Annotated in this window: 14 protein-coding genes; 1 reads left to right on the top strand and 13 read right to left on the bottom strand. The window is 41.3% G+C overall.

Annotated features, from left to right (window positions below):
- Positions 1 to 115: 115 nt before the first annotated feature.
- From mazG to rlmD, 3 genes are read right to left on the bottom strand one after another with little or no spacing between them, the layout of a single operon-like run.
- Entirely contained in the window at positions 116 to 913 is a 798-nt protein-coding gene (mazG, locus tag MTF64_RS16795; RefSeq protein WP_248452076.1) for a nucleoside triphosphate pyrophosphohydrolase, read from the bottom strand.
- A 1-nt stretch (position 914) separates the two neighbouring features.
- Complete coding sequence (gene relA, locus MTF64_RS16790; protein ID WP_024033076.1) at positions 915 to 3,071, bottom strand: GTP diphosphokinase; 2,157 nt, start codon at positions 3,069 to 3,071, stop codon at positions 915 to 917.
- An 8-nt stretch (positions 3,072 to 3,079) separates the two neighbouring features.
- On the bottom strand, positions 3,080 to 4,405 hold the full coding sequence (gene rlmD, locus MTF64_RS16785; RefSeq protein WP_248452057.1) for a 23S rRNA (uracil(1939)-C(5))-methyltransferase RlmD: 1,326 nt from the start codon (positions 4,403 to 4,405) through the stop codon (positions 3,080 to 3,082).
- Between the two features lie 111 nt (positions 4,406 to 4,516).
- Here rlmD and barA point away from each other — a divergent pair, with 111 nt between their 5' ends.
- A complete protein-coding gene (gene barA / locus MTF64_RS16780; RefSeq protein ID WP_248452056.1) occupies positions 4,517 to 7,291 on the top strand; it encodes a two-component sensor histidine kinase BarA in 2,775 nt (924 codons plus the stop codon).
- Positions 7,292 to 7,395: 104 nt separating this feature from the next.
- On the opposite strand, the gene pdxJ is transcribed toward barA, so the two are convergent.
- The 10 genes from pdxJ to rpoE form a co-directional block, all read right to left on the bottom strand.
- Positions 7,396 to 8,127, bottom strand: coding sequence for a pyridoxine 5'-phosphate synthase (gene pdxJ / locus MTF64_RS16775; RefSeq protein ID WP_248452055.1), 732 nt, complete (start codon positions 8,125 to 8,127; stop codon positions 7,396 to 7,398).
- A 21-nt stretch (positions 8,128 to 8,148) separates the two neighbouring features.
- Positions 8,149 to 8,841, bottom strand: coding sequence for a DNA repair protein RecO (gene recO, locus MTF64_RS16770; protein WP_024033080.1), 693 nt, complete (start codon positions 8,839 to 8,841; stop codon positions 8,149 to 8,151).
- Between the two features lie 20 nt (positions 8,842 to 8,861).
- On the bottom strand, positions 8,862 to 9,794 hold the full coding sequence (era, locus tag MTF64_RS16765) for a GTPase Era (protein ID WP_004586229.1): 933 nt from the start codon (positions 9,792 to 9,794) through the stop codon (positions 8,862 to 8,864).
- The gene (rnc, locus tag MTF64_RS16760; protein WP_004586228.1) at positions 9,784 to 10,461 is read right to left on the bottom strand and encodes a ribonuclease III; all 678 of its coding nucleotides are present in this window, start codon (positions 10,459 to 10,461) and stop codon (positions 9,784 to 9,786) included. Before rnc ends, era begins: the two co-directional genes overlap by 11 nt.
- A 2-nt stretch (positions 10,462 to 10,463) precedes the next feature.
- A complete protein-coding gene (lepB, locus tag MTF64_RS16755) occupies positions 10,464 to 11,399 on the bottom strand; it encodes a signal peptidase I (protein ID WP_004586227.1) in 936 nt (311 codons plus the stop codon).
- Between the two features lie 16 nt (positions 11,400 to 11,415).
- Positions 11,416 to 13,203 carry a translation elongation factor 4 gene (lepA, locus tag MTF64_RS16750; RefSeq protein WP_029771928.1) on the bottom strand — a complete coding sequence of 596 codons (1,788 nt, stop codon included), beginning with the start codon at positions 13,201 to 13,203 and terminating at the stop codon, positions 11,416 to 11,418.
- Between the two features lie 188 nt (positions 13,204 to 13,391).
- Complete coding sequence (locus MTF64_RS16745) at positions 13,392 to 13,841, bottom strand: SoxR reducing system RseC family protein (RefSeq protein WP_004586225.1); 450 nt, start codon at positions 13,839 to 13,841, stop codon at positions 13,392 to 13,394.
- A gap of 19 nt (positions 13,842 to 13,860) precedes the next feature.
- The gene (locus MTF64_RS16740; RefSeq protein ID WP_054982697.1) at positions 13,861 to 14,811 is read right to left on the bottom strand and encodes a MucB/RseB C-terminal domain-containing protein; all 951 of its coding nucleotides are present in this window, start codon (positions 14,809 to 14,811) and stop codon (positions 13,861 to 13,863) included.
- Between the two features lie 4 nt (positions 14,812 to 14,815).
- Complete coding sequence (locus MTF64_RS16735) at positions 14,816 to 15,442, bottom strand: RseA family anti-sigma factor (protein WP_024033083.1); 627 nt, start codon at positions 15,440 to 15,442, stop codon at positions 14,816 to 14,818.
- Between the two features lies 1 nt (position 15,443).
- Positions 15,444 to 16,025 carry an RNA polymerase sigma factor RpoE gene (rpoE, locus tag MTF64_RS16730; protein WP_004586222.1) on the bottom strand — a complete coding sequence of 194 codons (582 nt, stop codon included), beginning with the start codon at positions 16,023 to 16,025 and terminating at the stop codon, positions 15,444 to 15,446.
- Positions 16,026 to 16,047 lie beyond the last annotated feature (22 nt).

Below are 16,047 nucleotides of genomic sequence, written 5' to 3'. Positions count from 1 at the left end.
ATCATCAAGACGGGGCGAAATTGTACCAAAACAGCGTTGAGCAATCCAGCTAAAAATAGCGTTTAGACGCACAAAAAATGTTCGTTGATTAACATTAGGTTGTACTGAGCTAATCTTATTTCGCTTTTTTAATGGCTTCCCATGCTTCTTCCATTTCGTCAAGCGTTGCGCGCTCTAAACTTTTACCTTTTGCAATTAAATAACCTTGCACTTTTTCAAAGCGCGCCGAGAACTTATCGTTGGCTTGTCTGAGTAGTTGCTCTGGGTCGCGTTTAACATGGCGAGCCACATTTACCGTGGCAAATAATAAGTCGCCTATTTCTTCTGCTGTATGATCGGATGAAGGGTCGTGCTCAAGCGCTTCTTTTACTTCAAGTACTTCTTCACTTACTTTATCAAGTGCCCCGTGGTAGCTTGGCCAATCAAAACCAAGTGCGGCAACACGCTGCTGAATTTTTTTAGCTTTAGTTAGGCTTGGCATATTGGTGGGTATATCTTGCCAAAGTGAGGCTTTGCTTGGCTGTACTTTTGCTGCACGCTCTTGTGCTTTAATTGCTTGCCATTGCTTTGCTAATTGCTCGTCGGTTAACGCTTGCTTAGTGTTAAAAACATGAGGGTGACGGCGGGTAAGTTTACTATTTAGCTCACTAACCACGTCGTTAAAATCAAACATGTCCTGCTCTTTGGCAAGTTGTGCGTAAAAAACGATTTGAAACAGTAAATCACCCAGCTCATTTTTAAGCTCGTTTAAATTACCCGACTCTATGCAGTCGGCCACTTCAAAGGCTTCTTCTAGCGTGTGCGGAACAATCGATTTAAAGTTTTGCTTGCGATCCCACGGGCAACCGTCGCTAGGATCGCGAAGCAACGCCATAATATCGAGTAGTTGCTCAAGGGCGTTACTGTTTGCCATTTTATTGGTTTCGCTTGGCACTGTGCACACCTTCAATTTGATGCAGCTTTGACAAAACCCGGTTTGTGCCCGATAGATCATGCACTTCTATTTGCATAGTAAATACTGCTAACTGATCGGCCCCAACTGTATTGACGTTCATGTTGATCACATTTACTTTTTCGTTAGCCAGTACAGAGCTAATATCGCGAATTAAACCTGAGCGATCGCTGGCTTCTATTTTTATACTTAGCGCATAAGAGCCGTTTATTTCATCTGACCAACTAACCGATATAACACGCTCTGGGTGTTGCTCTTTTAAGTTGTTAAATGAATCGCAATCTTCGCGGTGTACCCCAATGCCACGGCCTTGTGTAATATAGCCAATTATTTTATCGCCAGGTACTGGGCGGCAACACTTAGCAACGTGGCTCATTAAGCTGCCTACACCATCAACCACAATGCCGTTTTTATCGCCAGTTACTTTACTTGGCGCTTTAAAACGAATAACGGGTTCTTCTTCAGTACGATCACTGACAAAGTTAAGCATTTGGTTTAAGCGAACATCGCCGGCACCAATGGCAACCATTAAGTCATCTAGTTCTTTAAAATTAAAGCGCTTAATGGCTGGGTCTAAATCTTTGTAGGTTAAATCTAGCTTTTGCAGTTCGTTATCTAGAATCTCTTTACCGGCGCTTAAGTTTTTATCGCGGTCGAGCTGTTTAAACCAATGATGGATTTTAGCCCTTGCACGCGACGATTTAATATAACCAAGCGATGGATTTAACCAATCGCGGCTTGGATTAGGCTGCTTTTGCGTGAGAATTTCTACCTGATCGCCCGTTGATAGCTGATGTGTAAACGGCACTATTTTGCCAAATACTTTAGCCCCTATGCAGCGGTGCCCTACATTTGAGTGAATGTAGTAAGCAAAATCAAGCGGTGTAGCGCCAACAGGTAAATCGATGATATCGCCACTTGGGGTAAATATATAAACGCGGTCTTCTACAACTTGGTTTTTAAGCTCTTCGGCTAAATCGCCCCCATCAACCACTTCTTCTTGCCATTGCAGTAATTTGCGCAACCAGCTAATTTTTTGCTCATAGCCTGAGCCACGCCCAGGTAAAGCGCCTTCTTTATACATCCAGTGCGCGGCTACGCCTAGCTCTGCATCTTGGTGCATTTCGCTGGTGCGTATTTGTATTTCAACGGTTTTCCCTTCAGGGCCAAATACCACGGTATGAATTGATTGATAGCCATTTTGTTTGGGTGTAGCAACGTAGTCGTCAAACTCTTTATTAAGGTGGCGCCAATTAGTGTGCACAATACCTAGCGCGCCATAACAATCTTGCAGGCGCTCTACAACAATTCGCATTGCCCTAATATCAAACAGCTGATCAAACTCGTAGTTTTTTTGCTGCATTTTTTTATAAATGCTGTAAATGTGCTTAGGGCGGCCATACACTTGCGCCTCAATACCGGCTTCGCTTAAGCGAGCTTTTACTTGCGCAACCATGTCTTCCATATAGGCTTCACGAGCAAGACGTTTGTCATCAAGTTGTTTAGCAATGCTTTTATAGGTGTCGGGGTGTAAATACCTAAACGATAAATCTTCTAGTTCCCACTTAAGCTGGCCTATACCTAACCTGTTTGCTAACGGGGCAAAAATATCGGCGGTTTCTTTAGCGGCAATAACACGCTCTTCTTCATCGCCATTTTTTACATTGCGTAAATGGCACACTTGCTCAGCAAGTTTAATCACCACAGCGCGCACATCTTCAACCATGGTAAGTAACATTTTACGAATGTTATCTACCTGCATAGTGCCTTTACCTTGGTGCGATAAAGTACTAATAGCAGCCATTTGCGCAACCCCAGTTAAAAGCATGGCTACATTTTTGCCAAGTTGTGCTTCTACGGTTTCAAGGTCTACTAAGTCATTTAAGTAGTAATGCGTGAGATACGCGGTTGCGAGAGATTCTGCATCTAAATTTAGCTCGGCTAAAATCTCGACCATTTCTATGGCCGTGTTTTGCCGTGCTTGGTTGTCACATGTAACACACAATGCTTGCGCTTTGTTTAGTAGCGTTATTTTCTCTTGCGATAACGCTAACTGTTTTAGGCTAGTAGCAAAGTCACCTGTGTCGTCCTGCTGATGTGATTGACGTGTAGCGACCATAAAACGCTTTACCTCCGTTGAAATAACGCCATTGTTTCTATGTGTCCTGTATGTGGAAACATATTCATTAGCCCAATTTTAGTAACTTCAAAGCCTGCTTGCGAAATAATTGCACTGTCACGGGCTAAAGTAACAGGATCGCAAGAGACATATAAAATGGTTTTAAACTGCTTTAAAGGTAGTTGCTCTAAAACAGCCATAGCACCTGTGCGAGAAGGGTCTAATACTAATACGTCTAGCGCCTTATTAAACCATTGTGCTGTTTCAATTTTTTGCGTTAAATCAAAACAATGAAAGTGCGCATTAGTGATAGAGTTAGTTTGCGCATTTTGTGTCGCCATTGCAACCGCCGATGTAACCCCTTCTACTCCAATAACCGATTTAGCATGCTGGGCTAGCACTAATGAAAAGTTACCAATACCACAAAATAAATCCAATACTTGCTCGTTTCCTTGCAAGTTAAGCCAATTTACCGACTGAGCTAACATAGCTTGGTTAACTTCATCATTTACTTGAATAAAATTACCAAGGCCAAATTCAAACTTTAAATTAAACTTTTCTAAAAAATAATACGGCGTAGGCAAATGAGCCTGCTCTATAACATCGCTGTTGTCTTGCCAGGTAATTAACCACTGCTGTGCGTTTGCCGCTTCTTGTACGTAGCTTTTGGCTTCATCTGGTATCGCTTTAGTATGGCGAATAACAATAAAGTTCCCAGCCTCGTTTTGGCACAACTGTAAATGACTTATACTGTGTAGCGCTTTATATTGATTAATAAGCGTTTCAAAAATACTAAATACGTTAGTAAATGCCTCACTAAGCACATCACATTGCTCAATACTAATCACATTTTTAGAGCTAGGCGCACGATACCCAACTCGCATTTTTTTAGCGGCTTTATCATACATTACGGCAATACGGGCACTGCGTCTGTAATGAGTGGGCTTACTTAAAAGAGGCGCTTGCCAATTTAAGTCGCTTAATTTGGCAAATTTTTGAAACAGTTGCGTCACTGCATTCTGCTTTTCAGCCACTTGCTGATTTATTTCTAGGTGCTGCAACTGGCAACCACCACAGTGATTATAATGCTGACAAAAAGGCTGCGTGCGTGCATCGCTTGGATTAATAACCTTAACCAGCTTTGCACTACCGTATTTGGCTTTATCTTCTATTAGGGTTGCCGTTACTTTTTCATTCATTAAAGCGCCGCTTACAAAGCACACTTTATTATTGTGTTTGGCAACGCCCCGCCCTTGATGATCCATGGCCGTAATATTAAGTGTGAGTGTTTGCTGTTTAAGTGGTTTTTTCTTTGCTTTAAAAATTTGCGCCATGCGGCATTACCTTAAATTTTGTATTACGTATAAGCAAATCAGATGCTTTGAGAATAGCCGATGAACCGTATATACTCGATCCATACTAATAATGATAATAACGCTTCCATTATGACCAAATTAGGCTTACGTGATTCTGTTTTAACCTTAACCTTGATCCCCACAGTGATCATTGGTTTGTTACTTGGCGGCTATTTTACAATAAATCGTTACATTGAGCTTGATGAAATTTTATATCAGCAAGGCAGCTCAATATCTGAACCCTTAGCAATTGCTTTAGAGCAGCCTTTACTTGAAAAAAATAAAAAGCTGCTCAACCGTCTGATTAGTTACACACACAATAAGCACTCCCCAACCATTAAATCGATTGCTATTTTTGATACCAGCAATCAGCTTATTATGACCAGCAACTATCATCGCTCGTTTGATGAACTAACTCAAAAAGAACAAATTGAAAATCTTCACACAACAAAAATTAATAAATCAGAAGAGTTAATCACGTTCTATACTCCAATTTTTAATCACTCTGCACCGGTATCAAAATGGGATATTAATGATTTTCAAACCCCGCTTGGCACCGTTATTTTACAACTTAATAAAGACCAAGCGATTATAGGCCAGCAGCGAGCGGTTTTAATTAGCGGCATTGTTATTTTATTTTCAATAATATTGGCATCTATTTTAGCGCTTAAGCTTAGCCGTATGTTTATGAACCCGCTTAATAAGTTAGTACTTGCCACCGACAAACTAGTTGAAGGTAAAAGAGACACGGGTTTAAACGACACCATGATGGGCGAATTTGAACTTTTGCGTGAAGGGCTTAATACCATTGCCCACACTATGGTTATGCAAAAAGATGAAATGCAGAAAAATATTGATCAGGCCACGAGTGATTACCGCGAAACCCTAGAGCAATACGAAACTTCAAATATTCAGCTAACCATGGCCAAAAAAGAGGCGCAAGATGCTAACCGCGTTAAGTCCGACTTTTTAGCTAAAATGAGTCACGAGTTACGTACCCCGCTTAATGGGGTTATTGGCTTTACGCGCCAATTGTATAAAACACCTTTAAATAAACATCAAAAAGACTACCTCGATACCATAGAGCTTTCTGCCAATAGTTTATTGACGATTATTAGCGATATTTTAGATTTTTCTAAACTTGAAGCGGGCGCAATGGAGCTTGAATCAATCCAGTTTCAACTGCGCGATAGCGTAAACGAGGTTATGACATTATTAGCTCCCTCGGCGCATGAAAAACAACTTGAACTATCTATTTATATCAACCCACAAGTGCCTGATGATTTAACCGGTGACCCCACTCGCCTTAAACAAGTACTCATTAACTTGTTAAGTAATGCCATTAAGTTTACTGAAAAAGGCTCTATAAAAGTTGATATAAGCTACCGCTTATTAGATGAAGACCGCGCCTCTATTTTAGTATCAGTAACCGATACCGGTGTGGGTATTCCAATGGATAAGCAAGATGCGTTATTTACTGCATTTGGCCAAGCAGATTCATCTATCACCCGAAAATTTGGCGGCACTGGTTTAGGTCTTATTATTACCAAACATATTGTAGAGGCTATGAATGGCCGAATAACGCTAAATTCAGCCCCGGGAAGCGGCACCTGTTTTACCTTTAATGGTGTGTTTAGGTTGCCTGACCATACCTTTAGTAACGACTTACCTTCTAAATCACTTATTGGTAAACGCATATTATACTTAGAGCCACACGAGCATACGCACCACTCAGTGCTTTCTGTATTAAACGAGTGGGAAGCGGTTGTAACCGCCTGTTTTAATGAAGCAGCGTTTTTAGATGCCATCAAACATAAAATGTTTAAATACGATATTTGTATTATTGGTGATATGGCATCGGTAGATGATATGCAGCGACTTAAAGGCTATGTGAATATGGTTCGCGAGTCGTGCGATTATTTATACCTTATGCTCAATACTGTATCACATAATATGCGCGAAGCGTTTATTGGTAGCGGTGCCGATGCGTGCTTAAGTAAACCGCTTAATCATCGTAAATTATGTGAAGTACTGGCTGCGCCTTATCGCCTTGATCATCCAACCTTAAATATTGAGCCAAGCGATCAAACATTATTGCCATTAAAAGTACTGGTGGTAGATGACAACGATGCAAACTTAAAGCTTATTTGCACCTTGTTAAAAGAACAAGTTGAATTTATAGATACGGCCTACAATGGCTCACAAGCCTACAGTTTAAGTAAAAGCCATAAGTACGATGTTATTTTTATGGACATACAAATGCCGATTATGGATGGCATTACCGCGTGTAAACTTATTAAGGAGTCTTCTTTAAACGAAGACACACCTATTATTGCGGTAACCGCGCATGCACTGCACAGTGAAAAAGAGCAGCTATTAAAAGATGGCTTTAAAGGCTATTTAACTAAGCCTATTGATGAGGACATGCTGAGCCAAATTATATGCGATCATAGCCCGCAATCGCCCGTAAGCCGCGACAAAATTAAAAGTGTAACGTCACAAAGCCCAGCTCCATTTGAAAGTAACTGCTTAGATTGGTCGCTTGCGCTACAACGCGCAGGGGGTAAAGGTGAGCTGGCGCTGGAAATGCTCAATATGCTGTTACAAAGTGTGCCAGAGACACTCTCGCAGCTCAACGAGGCTATTGAGAAAAACGATTGCCAAACGGTATTAAGTGTTATTCACAAATTCCATGGCGCGTGCTGTTATACCGGTGTGCCTAAGCTTAAATCACTAGCAGAAACCATAGAAACCTCACTTAAAAGTGATTGCGTGCTAGATAACGTTGAGCCTGAACTATTTGAGCTTCAGGATGAGCTGGAAAACCTCATGGCAGATGCAAGTGTTACCGAGCATCAACGCTAAAAAACACGTAATAAAAAAGCGCAGTAAATGCGCTTTTAACAGGTTTTAATACCATTTTACTTAATTAAGTATTTCTATTAAATGGTGCCACCATAGGGTTAAATTTATAACCTTGCCTCAATCATGAGGCGTTTCATGTCGCGTACTGCTTTTTCAAGGCCATCAATAGCTGCGCGCGCAATAATAGCGTGGCCAATGTTAAGCTCATAAATTTCAGGCATTGCAGCAATTGGTTTTACGTTATGATAATGAAGGCCATGCCCTGCATTTACAATTAAGCCTAAGCTCGCCGCGTATTTTACACCCTCTCGTATGTGCTCAAGCTCTTTGTTTAAATCTTCATCATTAGTGGCATCTGCATACGCGCCGGTATGAATTTCTACATACGGTGCACCACACGCTTTAGCTGCATCTAACTGTGCTTTATCGGCGTCAATAAATAATGACACTTTAATACCCGCATCAGTTAGTGTTTTAGTGGCCGCTTTAATTTTATCTACATTACCAGCCACATCTAGGCCGCCTTCGGTCGTAAGCTCTTCACGTTTTTCAGGTACTAAACATACGTACTCAGGCTTTACTTCAAGGGCAATATTAATCATTTCATCTGTAACCGCTGTTTCAAGATTCATACGCGTTTGAATCGTTTTAGCCATTACGTATACATCGCGGTCTTGAATATGGCGACGGTCTTCACGCAAGTGAATAGTAATACCATCTGCACCGGCGTGCTCTGCCACACTGGCTGCATGTGCTGGGTCTGGGTATGATGTACCACGCGCTTGGCGAAGCGTTGCAATATGATCAACGTTTACGCCTAAAAGAATGTCTTTCATTTTGTTACCTGTAAAATATGTTTATTGAGAGGCCATAAATAATTCACGGCTTTTTAATGGTTTATTACCCAGTAAAGGTTTTAGTAAATAACGGCTTAATTGTTTTGCCATATAGAGTACATCGCTTTGGCTAAAATCATGATTAGCAATCGCTTTGAGCTGCGCGCCGCTAAACCCTGAGCGCGTATCTTGTTGCATCAAAAAACCCAACTCAGGAAAGTAACTATACGTTTGTCTTTCATCAATTGGCTCACCACTGGCATCAAAGCTAAAGTCGACGCCATAGCCCAACAACTCTAATAGTTGAAATTCGTATGAGCGCAGCACCGATTGTAAATCGACATCGCTATTTAAGTTCTCTAGGTGAGTTTTGTAGAGCTCAAACACTTGTTCAAGTGGCTCGTTTACCGGCACAATGCGGTTAGTCAGCTCATTTAAATAAAAGCCACAGTAAAGCTTATCCTTTGTTAAATATAAAGGATTACCATGTAGCTCAAATTTATTAATGTATTTTAAATCGTACTTGCCACTGTAATGAACAAGCAGTGCCTGAAAAGGCTGTAATTGTGCTTTGTGTTTAGTGGCCTGGCGACCACTCACTCTGGCTAGCATTCTAAGCTGGCCTACGCCTTCTACCAGCATATCGAGCATTACTTGGGAGTCGCTATAAGGACGCCGATGTAATAGGTACGCTGTGTAGAAGTCGCTATCCATATTAGTTGGTTAAATGCTGGTTAATCTTCGCCATAGCCTAAACTTCTTAAGGCACGTTCATCATCTGCCCAACCCGATTTAACTTTAACCCAAAGCTCTAAAAACACTTTGTTATCGAGCATTTCTTCAAGGTCTTTACGGGCTTCACGGCCAATCACTTTAAGCTTTTCGCCTTTGTTACCTATTACCATGCGTTTTTGGGTTTCACGCTCAACAAGAATTAACCCGTTGATATGCCAAACACCGTTTTCTTGCCATTTAAACTGCTCAATTTCTACAGTAACAGAATACGGCAGCTCTTCACCCATAAAGCGCATTAGCTTTTCACGAATAACTTCTGCCGCCATAAAACGCATTGAGCGGTCGGTTACATAGTCATCAGGAAAGTAAAATTCGCACGGTGGTAAGCGTTTAGTTACTTCGGCTTTAATTAAATCAACGTTTTTACCTTGCGTTGCCGATACCGGCATAATGCCCACAAAATCAAATTTGTCGCCAAGCATCTTCATATGCGGTAATACTAAATCGCGGTCTTTTACTTGGTCTATTTTATTAATAACAAGTAAAACGGGCTTACCACTTTGCGATACTTTATTAAGTACCATTTCGTCATCGGCATTCCAGTGAGTGCCCTCAACAACAAAAATAATAAGCTCTACATCACCAATTGAACTCGATGCAGCACGGTTCATTAAGCGGTTAATAGCGCGCTTTTCTTCAACGTGTAAGCCCGGCGTATCAATATAAACAGCTTGGTGTTGCCCTTCTGTATGAATACCCATAATACGATGGCGAGTTGTTTGTGGCTTGCGCGAGGTAATACTTACTTTTTGCTCAATGATTTCATTAAGCAATGTTGATTTACCTACATTAGGGCGGCCAACAATGGCAACCATGCCACAAAACGTATCAATATCACCTTCATGAGGCTGTATTAAGGTATCAAGATTCATTTTTTAGTATCTTCAATGCTTTTTCGGCAGCTTTTTGTTCGGCTTTACGGCGCGAGCTACCAACAGAAATAATGCTATCCATACCTTCAACTATACATTCAACCGTGAACGTTTGATTGTGCGCTTGACCTTTGGTATCAACAACGGTGTAGCCCGGTAAAGATAACTTACGCGCTTGTAGATACTCTTGCAGCAGGGTCTTAGGATCTTTTTGATTAAGCCCTGGTGATATAGCATCAAGTCGAGATTCGTACCACGCTAAAATTAGCTCGCCACAGCGGTCTATGTTTGAGTCTAAAAACACAGCCCCTATAATGGCTTCTACAGCATCAGCTAATGTTGATTCACGACGAAAACCACCGCTTTTTAACTCACCCGGCCCAAGGCGCAAGTAGTCACCTAAACCAAACTCTAGCCCAAATTCAGCAAGGGTTTGGCCACGCACAAGCGTAGAGCGCATACGGCTTAAATCGCCTTCACGCGCTTTTGGAAATTTGTCGTACAAAGCATTGGCAATAACAAAGCTCAAAATTGAATCGCCTAAAAACTCTAAGCGTTCGTTGTGCTGACCTTTATGACTGCGGTGCGTCATTGCCTGTTCAAGTAAACCTTGATCAGCAAATTCGTAGCCAATTCGTTTATATAATTCTGTTACATTTTTTTTCATTGTTACTGAATATTACCTAGGCGTTCAAAACGAACACCAGTTGGAACCCATCCTGGTAAAACATCATCTGGGCCATTCTCAAATTCAAAACTCATCCATATAAAGACAGCTTTACCCACCAAGTTTTCTTTTGGTACAAAGCCCCAAAAGCGACTATCTTGGCTGTTGTCGCGGTTATCACCCATCATAAAATAATGATCAGCTGGTACAGTCCATTCATCCGAAGGAGTACCTGGTTGCTGATAGTAACGCCCTTTACGTTCAGGTGCGCGTGGGTTGATTAAAATGTCGTGCTTGAGTGTCGTTAAATCTTCATTTACTCGGGCAAGCGACATTTGGCCTTGTTTAAACTCATTATCGTTAATTAATTTAAAATCAATTTTATTAAACTCATTACAAAGTAGGTCACCCTGCTGGGTCTCGCCTTCTTTACAATTAGGTTGAATATATAAACGTTTATCACGATAAACAATTTTATCGCCCGGTAAACCAATAGCACGTTTTATATAATCTACTCGCTCATCTAACGGGTATTTAAAAACAACAATATCGCCGCGTTCAGGCTCGCCTACATCTACAAGCTGGCTACGCCATACTGGGTCTTTAATCCCGTACGAGTACTTTTGTACTAAAATAAAGTCGCCCACCAACAAGGTTGGCATCATTGAACCTGACGGTATTTGAAAAGGCTCAAAAATAAACGACCTAAAAATAGTAATAGCTGCAATCATCGGAAAAATCGATTTTGCAGTTTCTGTAATTGCCGGCTCAGGTGCAATTAACGCCGCTGTTTCTTCATCAAGCTGGCCACCGGCAGATGTTTGGGCAAGCGCCAAACGCTCTTGCCTTTTTGGCGCATACATTAGGTGGTCAATTAACCATATTAAACCTGAGCCTAACGTTAATAACACCAATAAAACTGAGAAATAACCAGCCATCTATAATCCTTTGTTTTTATTTACCAACTTTCAAAATAGCTAGAAACGCTTCTTGCGGTACTTCTACGTTACCCAATTGCTTCATTCGTTTTTTACCATCTTTTTGCTTTTGCAGTAGCTTTTTCTTACGACTTACGTCACCACCGTAACACTTAGCGATTACATTTTTACGTAATTGCTTAACCGTGGTACGCGCAATAACATGTTGTCCTATTGCAGCTTGAATCGCAATATCAAACATTTGACGCGGAATAAGCTCTTTTAACGCATCAGCAAGTTGGCGGCCACGTGATTGTGCACTGTCGCGGTGAACAATTATAGCGAGCGCATCAACACGTTCACCATTAATAAGTATATCAACACGTACCATGTCTGATGTTTGAAAGTGCTTAAAGTTGTAATCAAGCGATGCAAAACCACGACTGGTTGACTTTAATTTATCAAAAAAGTCCATAACCACTTCAGCCATAGGTAGTTCATAAGTTACAGCGACTTGCTTGCCGTGATAACTCATTTTAGTTTGCATACCACGCTTTTCTACACACAGAGTAATAACGCTACCTAAAAACTCTTGCGGTACAAGTATGTTTGCCTCTACTACTGGTTCGCGGATTTCAACAATATCATTAACCGCTGGTAGGTCAGACGGGTTATCAATTTGACTCGTACCTTCTTTGGTTACTACTTCGTAGATTACAGTAGGTGCCGTGGTAATTAAATCAATATCGTATTCACGCTCTAAACGCTCTTGAATAATTTCCATGTGTAGCATACCTAAAAAGCCACAGCGGAAGCCAAAACCCAGTGCTGTTGAATTTTCAGGTTCAAAAAATAACGACGCATCATTTAAGCTTAGTTTATTAAGCGCATCGCGGAACGATTCATAATCATCAGAGGCAATTGGGAACATACCTGCATATACTTGCGGCTTAATTTTTTGAAAGCCTGGTAAACGCACTGGTGCCGCATTTTTTTGATGCGTAATCGTATCGCCCACTGGGGCGCCGTGTATTTCTTTAATACCGGCAATAACAAACCCTACTTCGCCGGTACGTAAAATACCCGTGTTGGTTTGTTTAGGGGTAAAAATACCCACGTGATCAGCTGTATGTACTTGCTCGTTCGACATTATTTTTATTTTGTCGCCGGCACGTAGTTCACCGTGCTTAATACGCACTAGTGATACAACACCTTGGTATGGGTCAAACCACGAGTCAATAATAAGCGCCTGCAAAGGTTGATCTTTTTCACCTACCGGTGGTGGGATATCCTTTACAATCATTTCAAGTACTTCAGCAATACCAACACCTGTTTTTGCACTACATTGCACAGCGTCTAGGGCATCAATACCAATAATGTCTTCAATTTCTTCTGCTACACGAAGCGGATCGGCTTGCGGTAAATCTATTTTATTTAAAACAGGGATTACTTCTAAATCCATTTCAATGGCGGTATAACAGTTTGCCAGCGTTTGTGCTTCAACACCTTGCCCGGCATCAACAACTAAAAGCGCACCTTCACATGCCGCTAAAGAGCGAGAAACTTCATAAGTAAAGTCAACGTGCCCTGGTGTATCGATAAAGTTAAGTTGGTAGGTTTCGCCATCGTTAGCTGTGTAGTTAAGCGTTACACTTTGCGCTTTAATGGTAATACCGCGCTCACGCTCGATGTCCATTGAATCTAACACTTGCTTTTGCATTTCGCGGTCTGTTAAGCCACCACAAACCTGGATCAAACGATCTGAAAGGGTCGATTTACCATGGTCAATATGGGCGATGATCGAAAAATTACGGATATGCTTCATAAACTGGATTCTAAACTTCTATTTTAATAGGCTAAGTACGAACACCTGAGTGACTTGAAAATACTTATTGGGTATAAGTGCTATATAAGTGGCTAAATGCGCTTTAGATAATCAAATTTTGATTGCCTTTTTACCCTGTATTTCCAAGTTACTCTGGTATAAAACGGCAATTTTACATTTAATTGGCCTTAATCACCATCTATTTGCGTTAAAGGAAGGCTAATTGGATGAATTTTTATCACTTTTACATCATGCCTGAGTGTTTTTACTTTGCTTTTAGCTAAAAAGTAACCACCTACACCGCCCAAAGCGGCGAATAATATTTGCCATCCCTGCGCTAAAAGTAGTAATTCGGCACTAATAAATGCAAGCGTTAATCCTAAAAATAAAGGCAGCATGTATACAGCAAAAGCATGTTTGACTAGATGCGAATCATCTAATGAGAGCGTTACTTTTTGGCCCACTTCTACAGGAGTATCAAATTGATATGGAAAGGTTTTTTTATCGCTACCAAAGAGTTTGGCAAAGACTTGCGAGCCACAGCGACCATTACACCCTTCGCAGGCTTTTTTTTGCTGGGCTTCTAAGTGGGCAGTGGTGCCATCTAGGGCAACCACTGTAAGTGTTTGTTCAATCATAACAACCCTTACGAATTGTTTATAATGCGCGAGTCACTGACTCAGCAATTGCCTTTGCGGTTTGGCTTGGCACATTACCAACAACGGATACATCAAAGTTTCCGCCATTATGCACATAAATTGTCGTTGCGCCAGAAGTTAATGATCCGCTTAAGCGGCGACCTGGTAAGGGGCGCTGTACAAAAACAGAAATTTCAACAAACCCGTCAGAATATAAATAATAGTCAGTAAGTTCGTTATTTAAATCAAGTTTATGGCGGTCTGATTTTAGTAATTTAAAGCCATTCGGTAACCACCCAATGCGCCAGTTTGTGGCATTACTTTTTTCACCTTCCAGTGCGTTACCTGGTAACGGCGTTGGAAAATTACGATTGAGCACTTCTAAAATCATCGGTGCTGGTTGCTCTGTTACGCTAATATGGGTTAACTGTAGCTGCTCTAATGCTTCACCTTGGTGGTTAACATACGCGGCTTTTAATAACAGCGATGACTCTGTATCAAGCCAAATCCAATAGTTATATTTGTATTCATCTTTTGATTCTATTCTCACCAGTTGCGCCGCTCGCCCTGCAATACGGCCTTTACCACCTAGCACAAAATCATATTGGCTGCTTAGCGCTTCAATATCTTTAAATAATACTTCAGGTATTGGCCCAGCAATGGAGTCTGTATTTATAGAATATGGCTGCGATTGCGGTTCAAAGTAGGTTACTTGGTCGTTAATTCTCACCATTTCTAAGCCCGCGCCATTAAGTAAACTTAAATGCTCAAGCTCTGTTTCACCTTGCTTTGCATGAACCCAACGGTAGGGTTCCATGGCTTTACCCTTTACCACCACAAAAGAGGCGTCAAAATTACGGGTATGCACTGCGTTCGCCATGTTTAGTAATAAATCTTTGGCGGGATTTGTGTCGTTAGCAAAAACATTAAAGCTTAATACCAACGACAGAACAAAAGTGATTACTTTCATTTAATTAGTTTTTTTCCTCTTGCGCTTTGTCACTATTTTGCGCTGTTTGCAAAGAGTGTGCAACACGTGCTTGACGTTGATGCTCTAAAACTAACGCGCCAATGCGTTGTTGCTGTAATTCGCGTAAACCCTGCTCAGCATTTTCAAGAGCAGGTTCTGATGAATAACTCACCGGTGATGCCATACCTGTTAATGGGGTAGTTTGTAAAAGCGGAATTTCGCTTTCTTGCTCGCCCGCACCTTGTGGCAAGGTATTTACGCCAACAATGGCAAACATAGCTACGCTTGCAGCAATAGCAAGTTGTGCAACCGGCTTACGCCAATTAAACGCCACTACTTTGTTGTCTTGCTGCGCTTCACTGTGCTCGGTATCAGGCGCTTTGTTTGCTGTAGATTGGGTGAAATCGGCATACACAGGCTCACTTTCAAGTGCTAAGGCGATGTTATCGCTTATATCGATGTGTATGTCGTTGTTATTTTTTTGAGCACGCATCGCATCACCAATTAGCGCATATCGACCAAACGTAGCAACATCCTGATCAGAAATTTTACCCTCTGCAAGGTGTTGTTCGCCGTCAAGTAATGCTGATAACGTTTCGCTATCCAACTTGTTAACGTGTGCTTTTGTCATACTAAGACTCGCCTATTAATGGGTTTAATTTATTATCTATTGCTTCTCGGGCTCTAAAAATACGCGAACGTACTGTCCCAACAGGGCAATCCATTACCACGGCTATTTCTTCATAGCTCATCCCTTCGATTTCTCTTAGGGTAATCGCGGTTTTAAGGTCTTCAGGCAAACTATCAATCGTATTAAAAATAACAGCGCGTACTTCGTCGCTTAACAGTAAGTTTTCAGGCGATGCGTTTGAACGCATCGAATCCGCACCGTCATAAAACTCGGCATCTTCAGCGTCTATATCGTTTGCTGGCGGTTTACGGCCCTGAGCTACTAAATAATTTTTAGCACAATTAACGGCAATACGGTATAACCACGTATAAAAGGCACTATCACCTCTAAAGTTTGGAAGTGCACGGTAGGCCTTAATAAATGCCTCTTGTGCTACATCTGCAATATCGCCTTGGTTAGACACATAACGTGAAATTAACCCTGCAATTTTGTTCTGATACTTCTTTACTAATAGGTTGAAGGCGTTTTTATCTCCTTGCTGGACCCTTTTTACAAGCGCTAAATCTAATTCCTGCTCGCTCATTCGAGCCGGTACTCCTCTGTTT

Origin of the sequence: Pseudoalteromonas sp. 2CM41L (genome assembly GCF_023161905.1) — a bacterium.
GTDB lineage: Bacteria > Pseudomonadota > Gammaproteobacteria > Enterobacterales > Alteromonadaceae > Pseudoalteromonas > Pseudoalteromonas atlantica.
The sequence above is the reverse complement of the archived record's forward strand: the minus strand, read 5'-3'. Positions and strand labels throughout refer to the sequence as shown.

Excerpts from the sequence above, each read along its gene's own strand:
- relA (WP_024033076.1), bottom strand. The coding sequence starts at position 3,071 with ATGGTCGCTACACGTCAATCACATCAGCAGGACGACACAGGTGACTTT.
- lepB (WP_004586227.1), bottom strand. The coding sequence starts at position 11,399 with ATGGCTGGTTATTTCTCAGTTTTATTGGTGTTATTAACGTTAGGCTCA.
- rpoE (WP_004586222.1), bottom strand. The coding sequence starts at position 16,025 with ATGAGCGAGCAGGAATTAGATTTAGCGCTTGTAAAAAGGGTCCAGCAA.
- barA (WP_248452056.1), top strand. The coding sequence starts at position 4,517 with ATGACCAAATTAGGCTTACGTGATTCTGTTTTAACCTTAACCTTGATC.
- rlmD (WP_248452057.1), bottom strand. The coding sequence starts at position 4,405 with ATGGCGCAAATTTTTAAAGCAAAGAAAAAACCACTTAAACAGCAAACA.
- MTF64_RS16740 (WP_054982697.1), bottom strand. The coding sequence starts at position 14,811 with ATGAAAGTAATCACTTTTGTTCTGTCGTTGGTATTAAGCTTTAATGTT.
- MTF64_RS16735 (WP_024033083.1), bottom strand. The coding sequence starts at position 15,442 with ATGACAAAAGCACACGTTAACAAGTTGGATAGCGAAACGTTATCAGCA.
- rnc (WP_004586228.1), bottom strand. The coding sequence starts at position 10,461 with ATGAAAAAAAATGTAACAGAATTATATAAACGAATTGGCTACGAATTT.
- lepA (WP_029771928.1), bottom strand. The coding sequence starts at position 13,203 with ATGAAGCATATCCGTAATTTTTCGATCATCGCCCATATTGACCATGGT.
- recO (WP_024033080.1), bottom strand. The coding sequence starts at position 8,841 with ATGGATAGCGACTTCTACACAGCGTACCTATTACATCGGCGTCCTTAT.
- pdxJ (WP_248452055.1), bottom strand. The coding sequence starts at position 8,127 with ATGAAAGACATTCTTTTAGGCGTAAACGTTGATCATATTGCAACGCTT.
- MTF64_RS16745 (WP_004586225.1), bottom strand. The coding sequence starts at position 13,841 with ATGATTGAACAAACACTTACAGTGGTTGCCCTAGATGGCACCACTGCC.
- mazG (WP_248452076.1), bottom strand. The coding sequence starts at position 913 with ATGGCAAACAGTAACGCCCTTGAGCAACTACTCGATATTATGGCGTTG.
- era (WP_004586229.1), bottom strand. The coding sequence starts at position 9,794 with ATGAATCTTGATACCTTAATACAGCCTCATGAAGGTGATATTGATACG.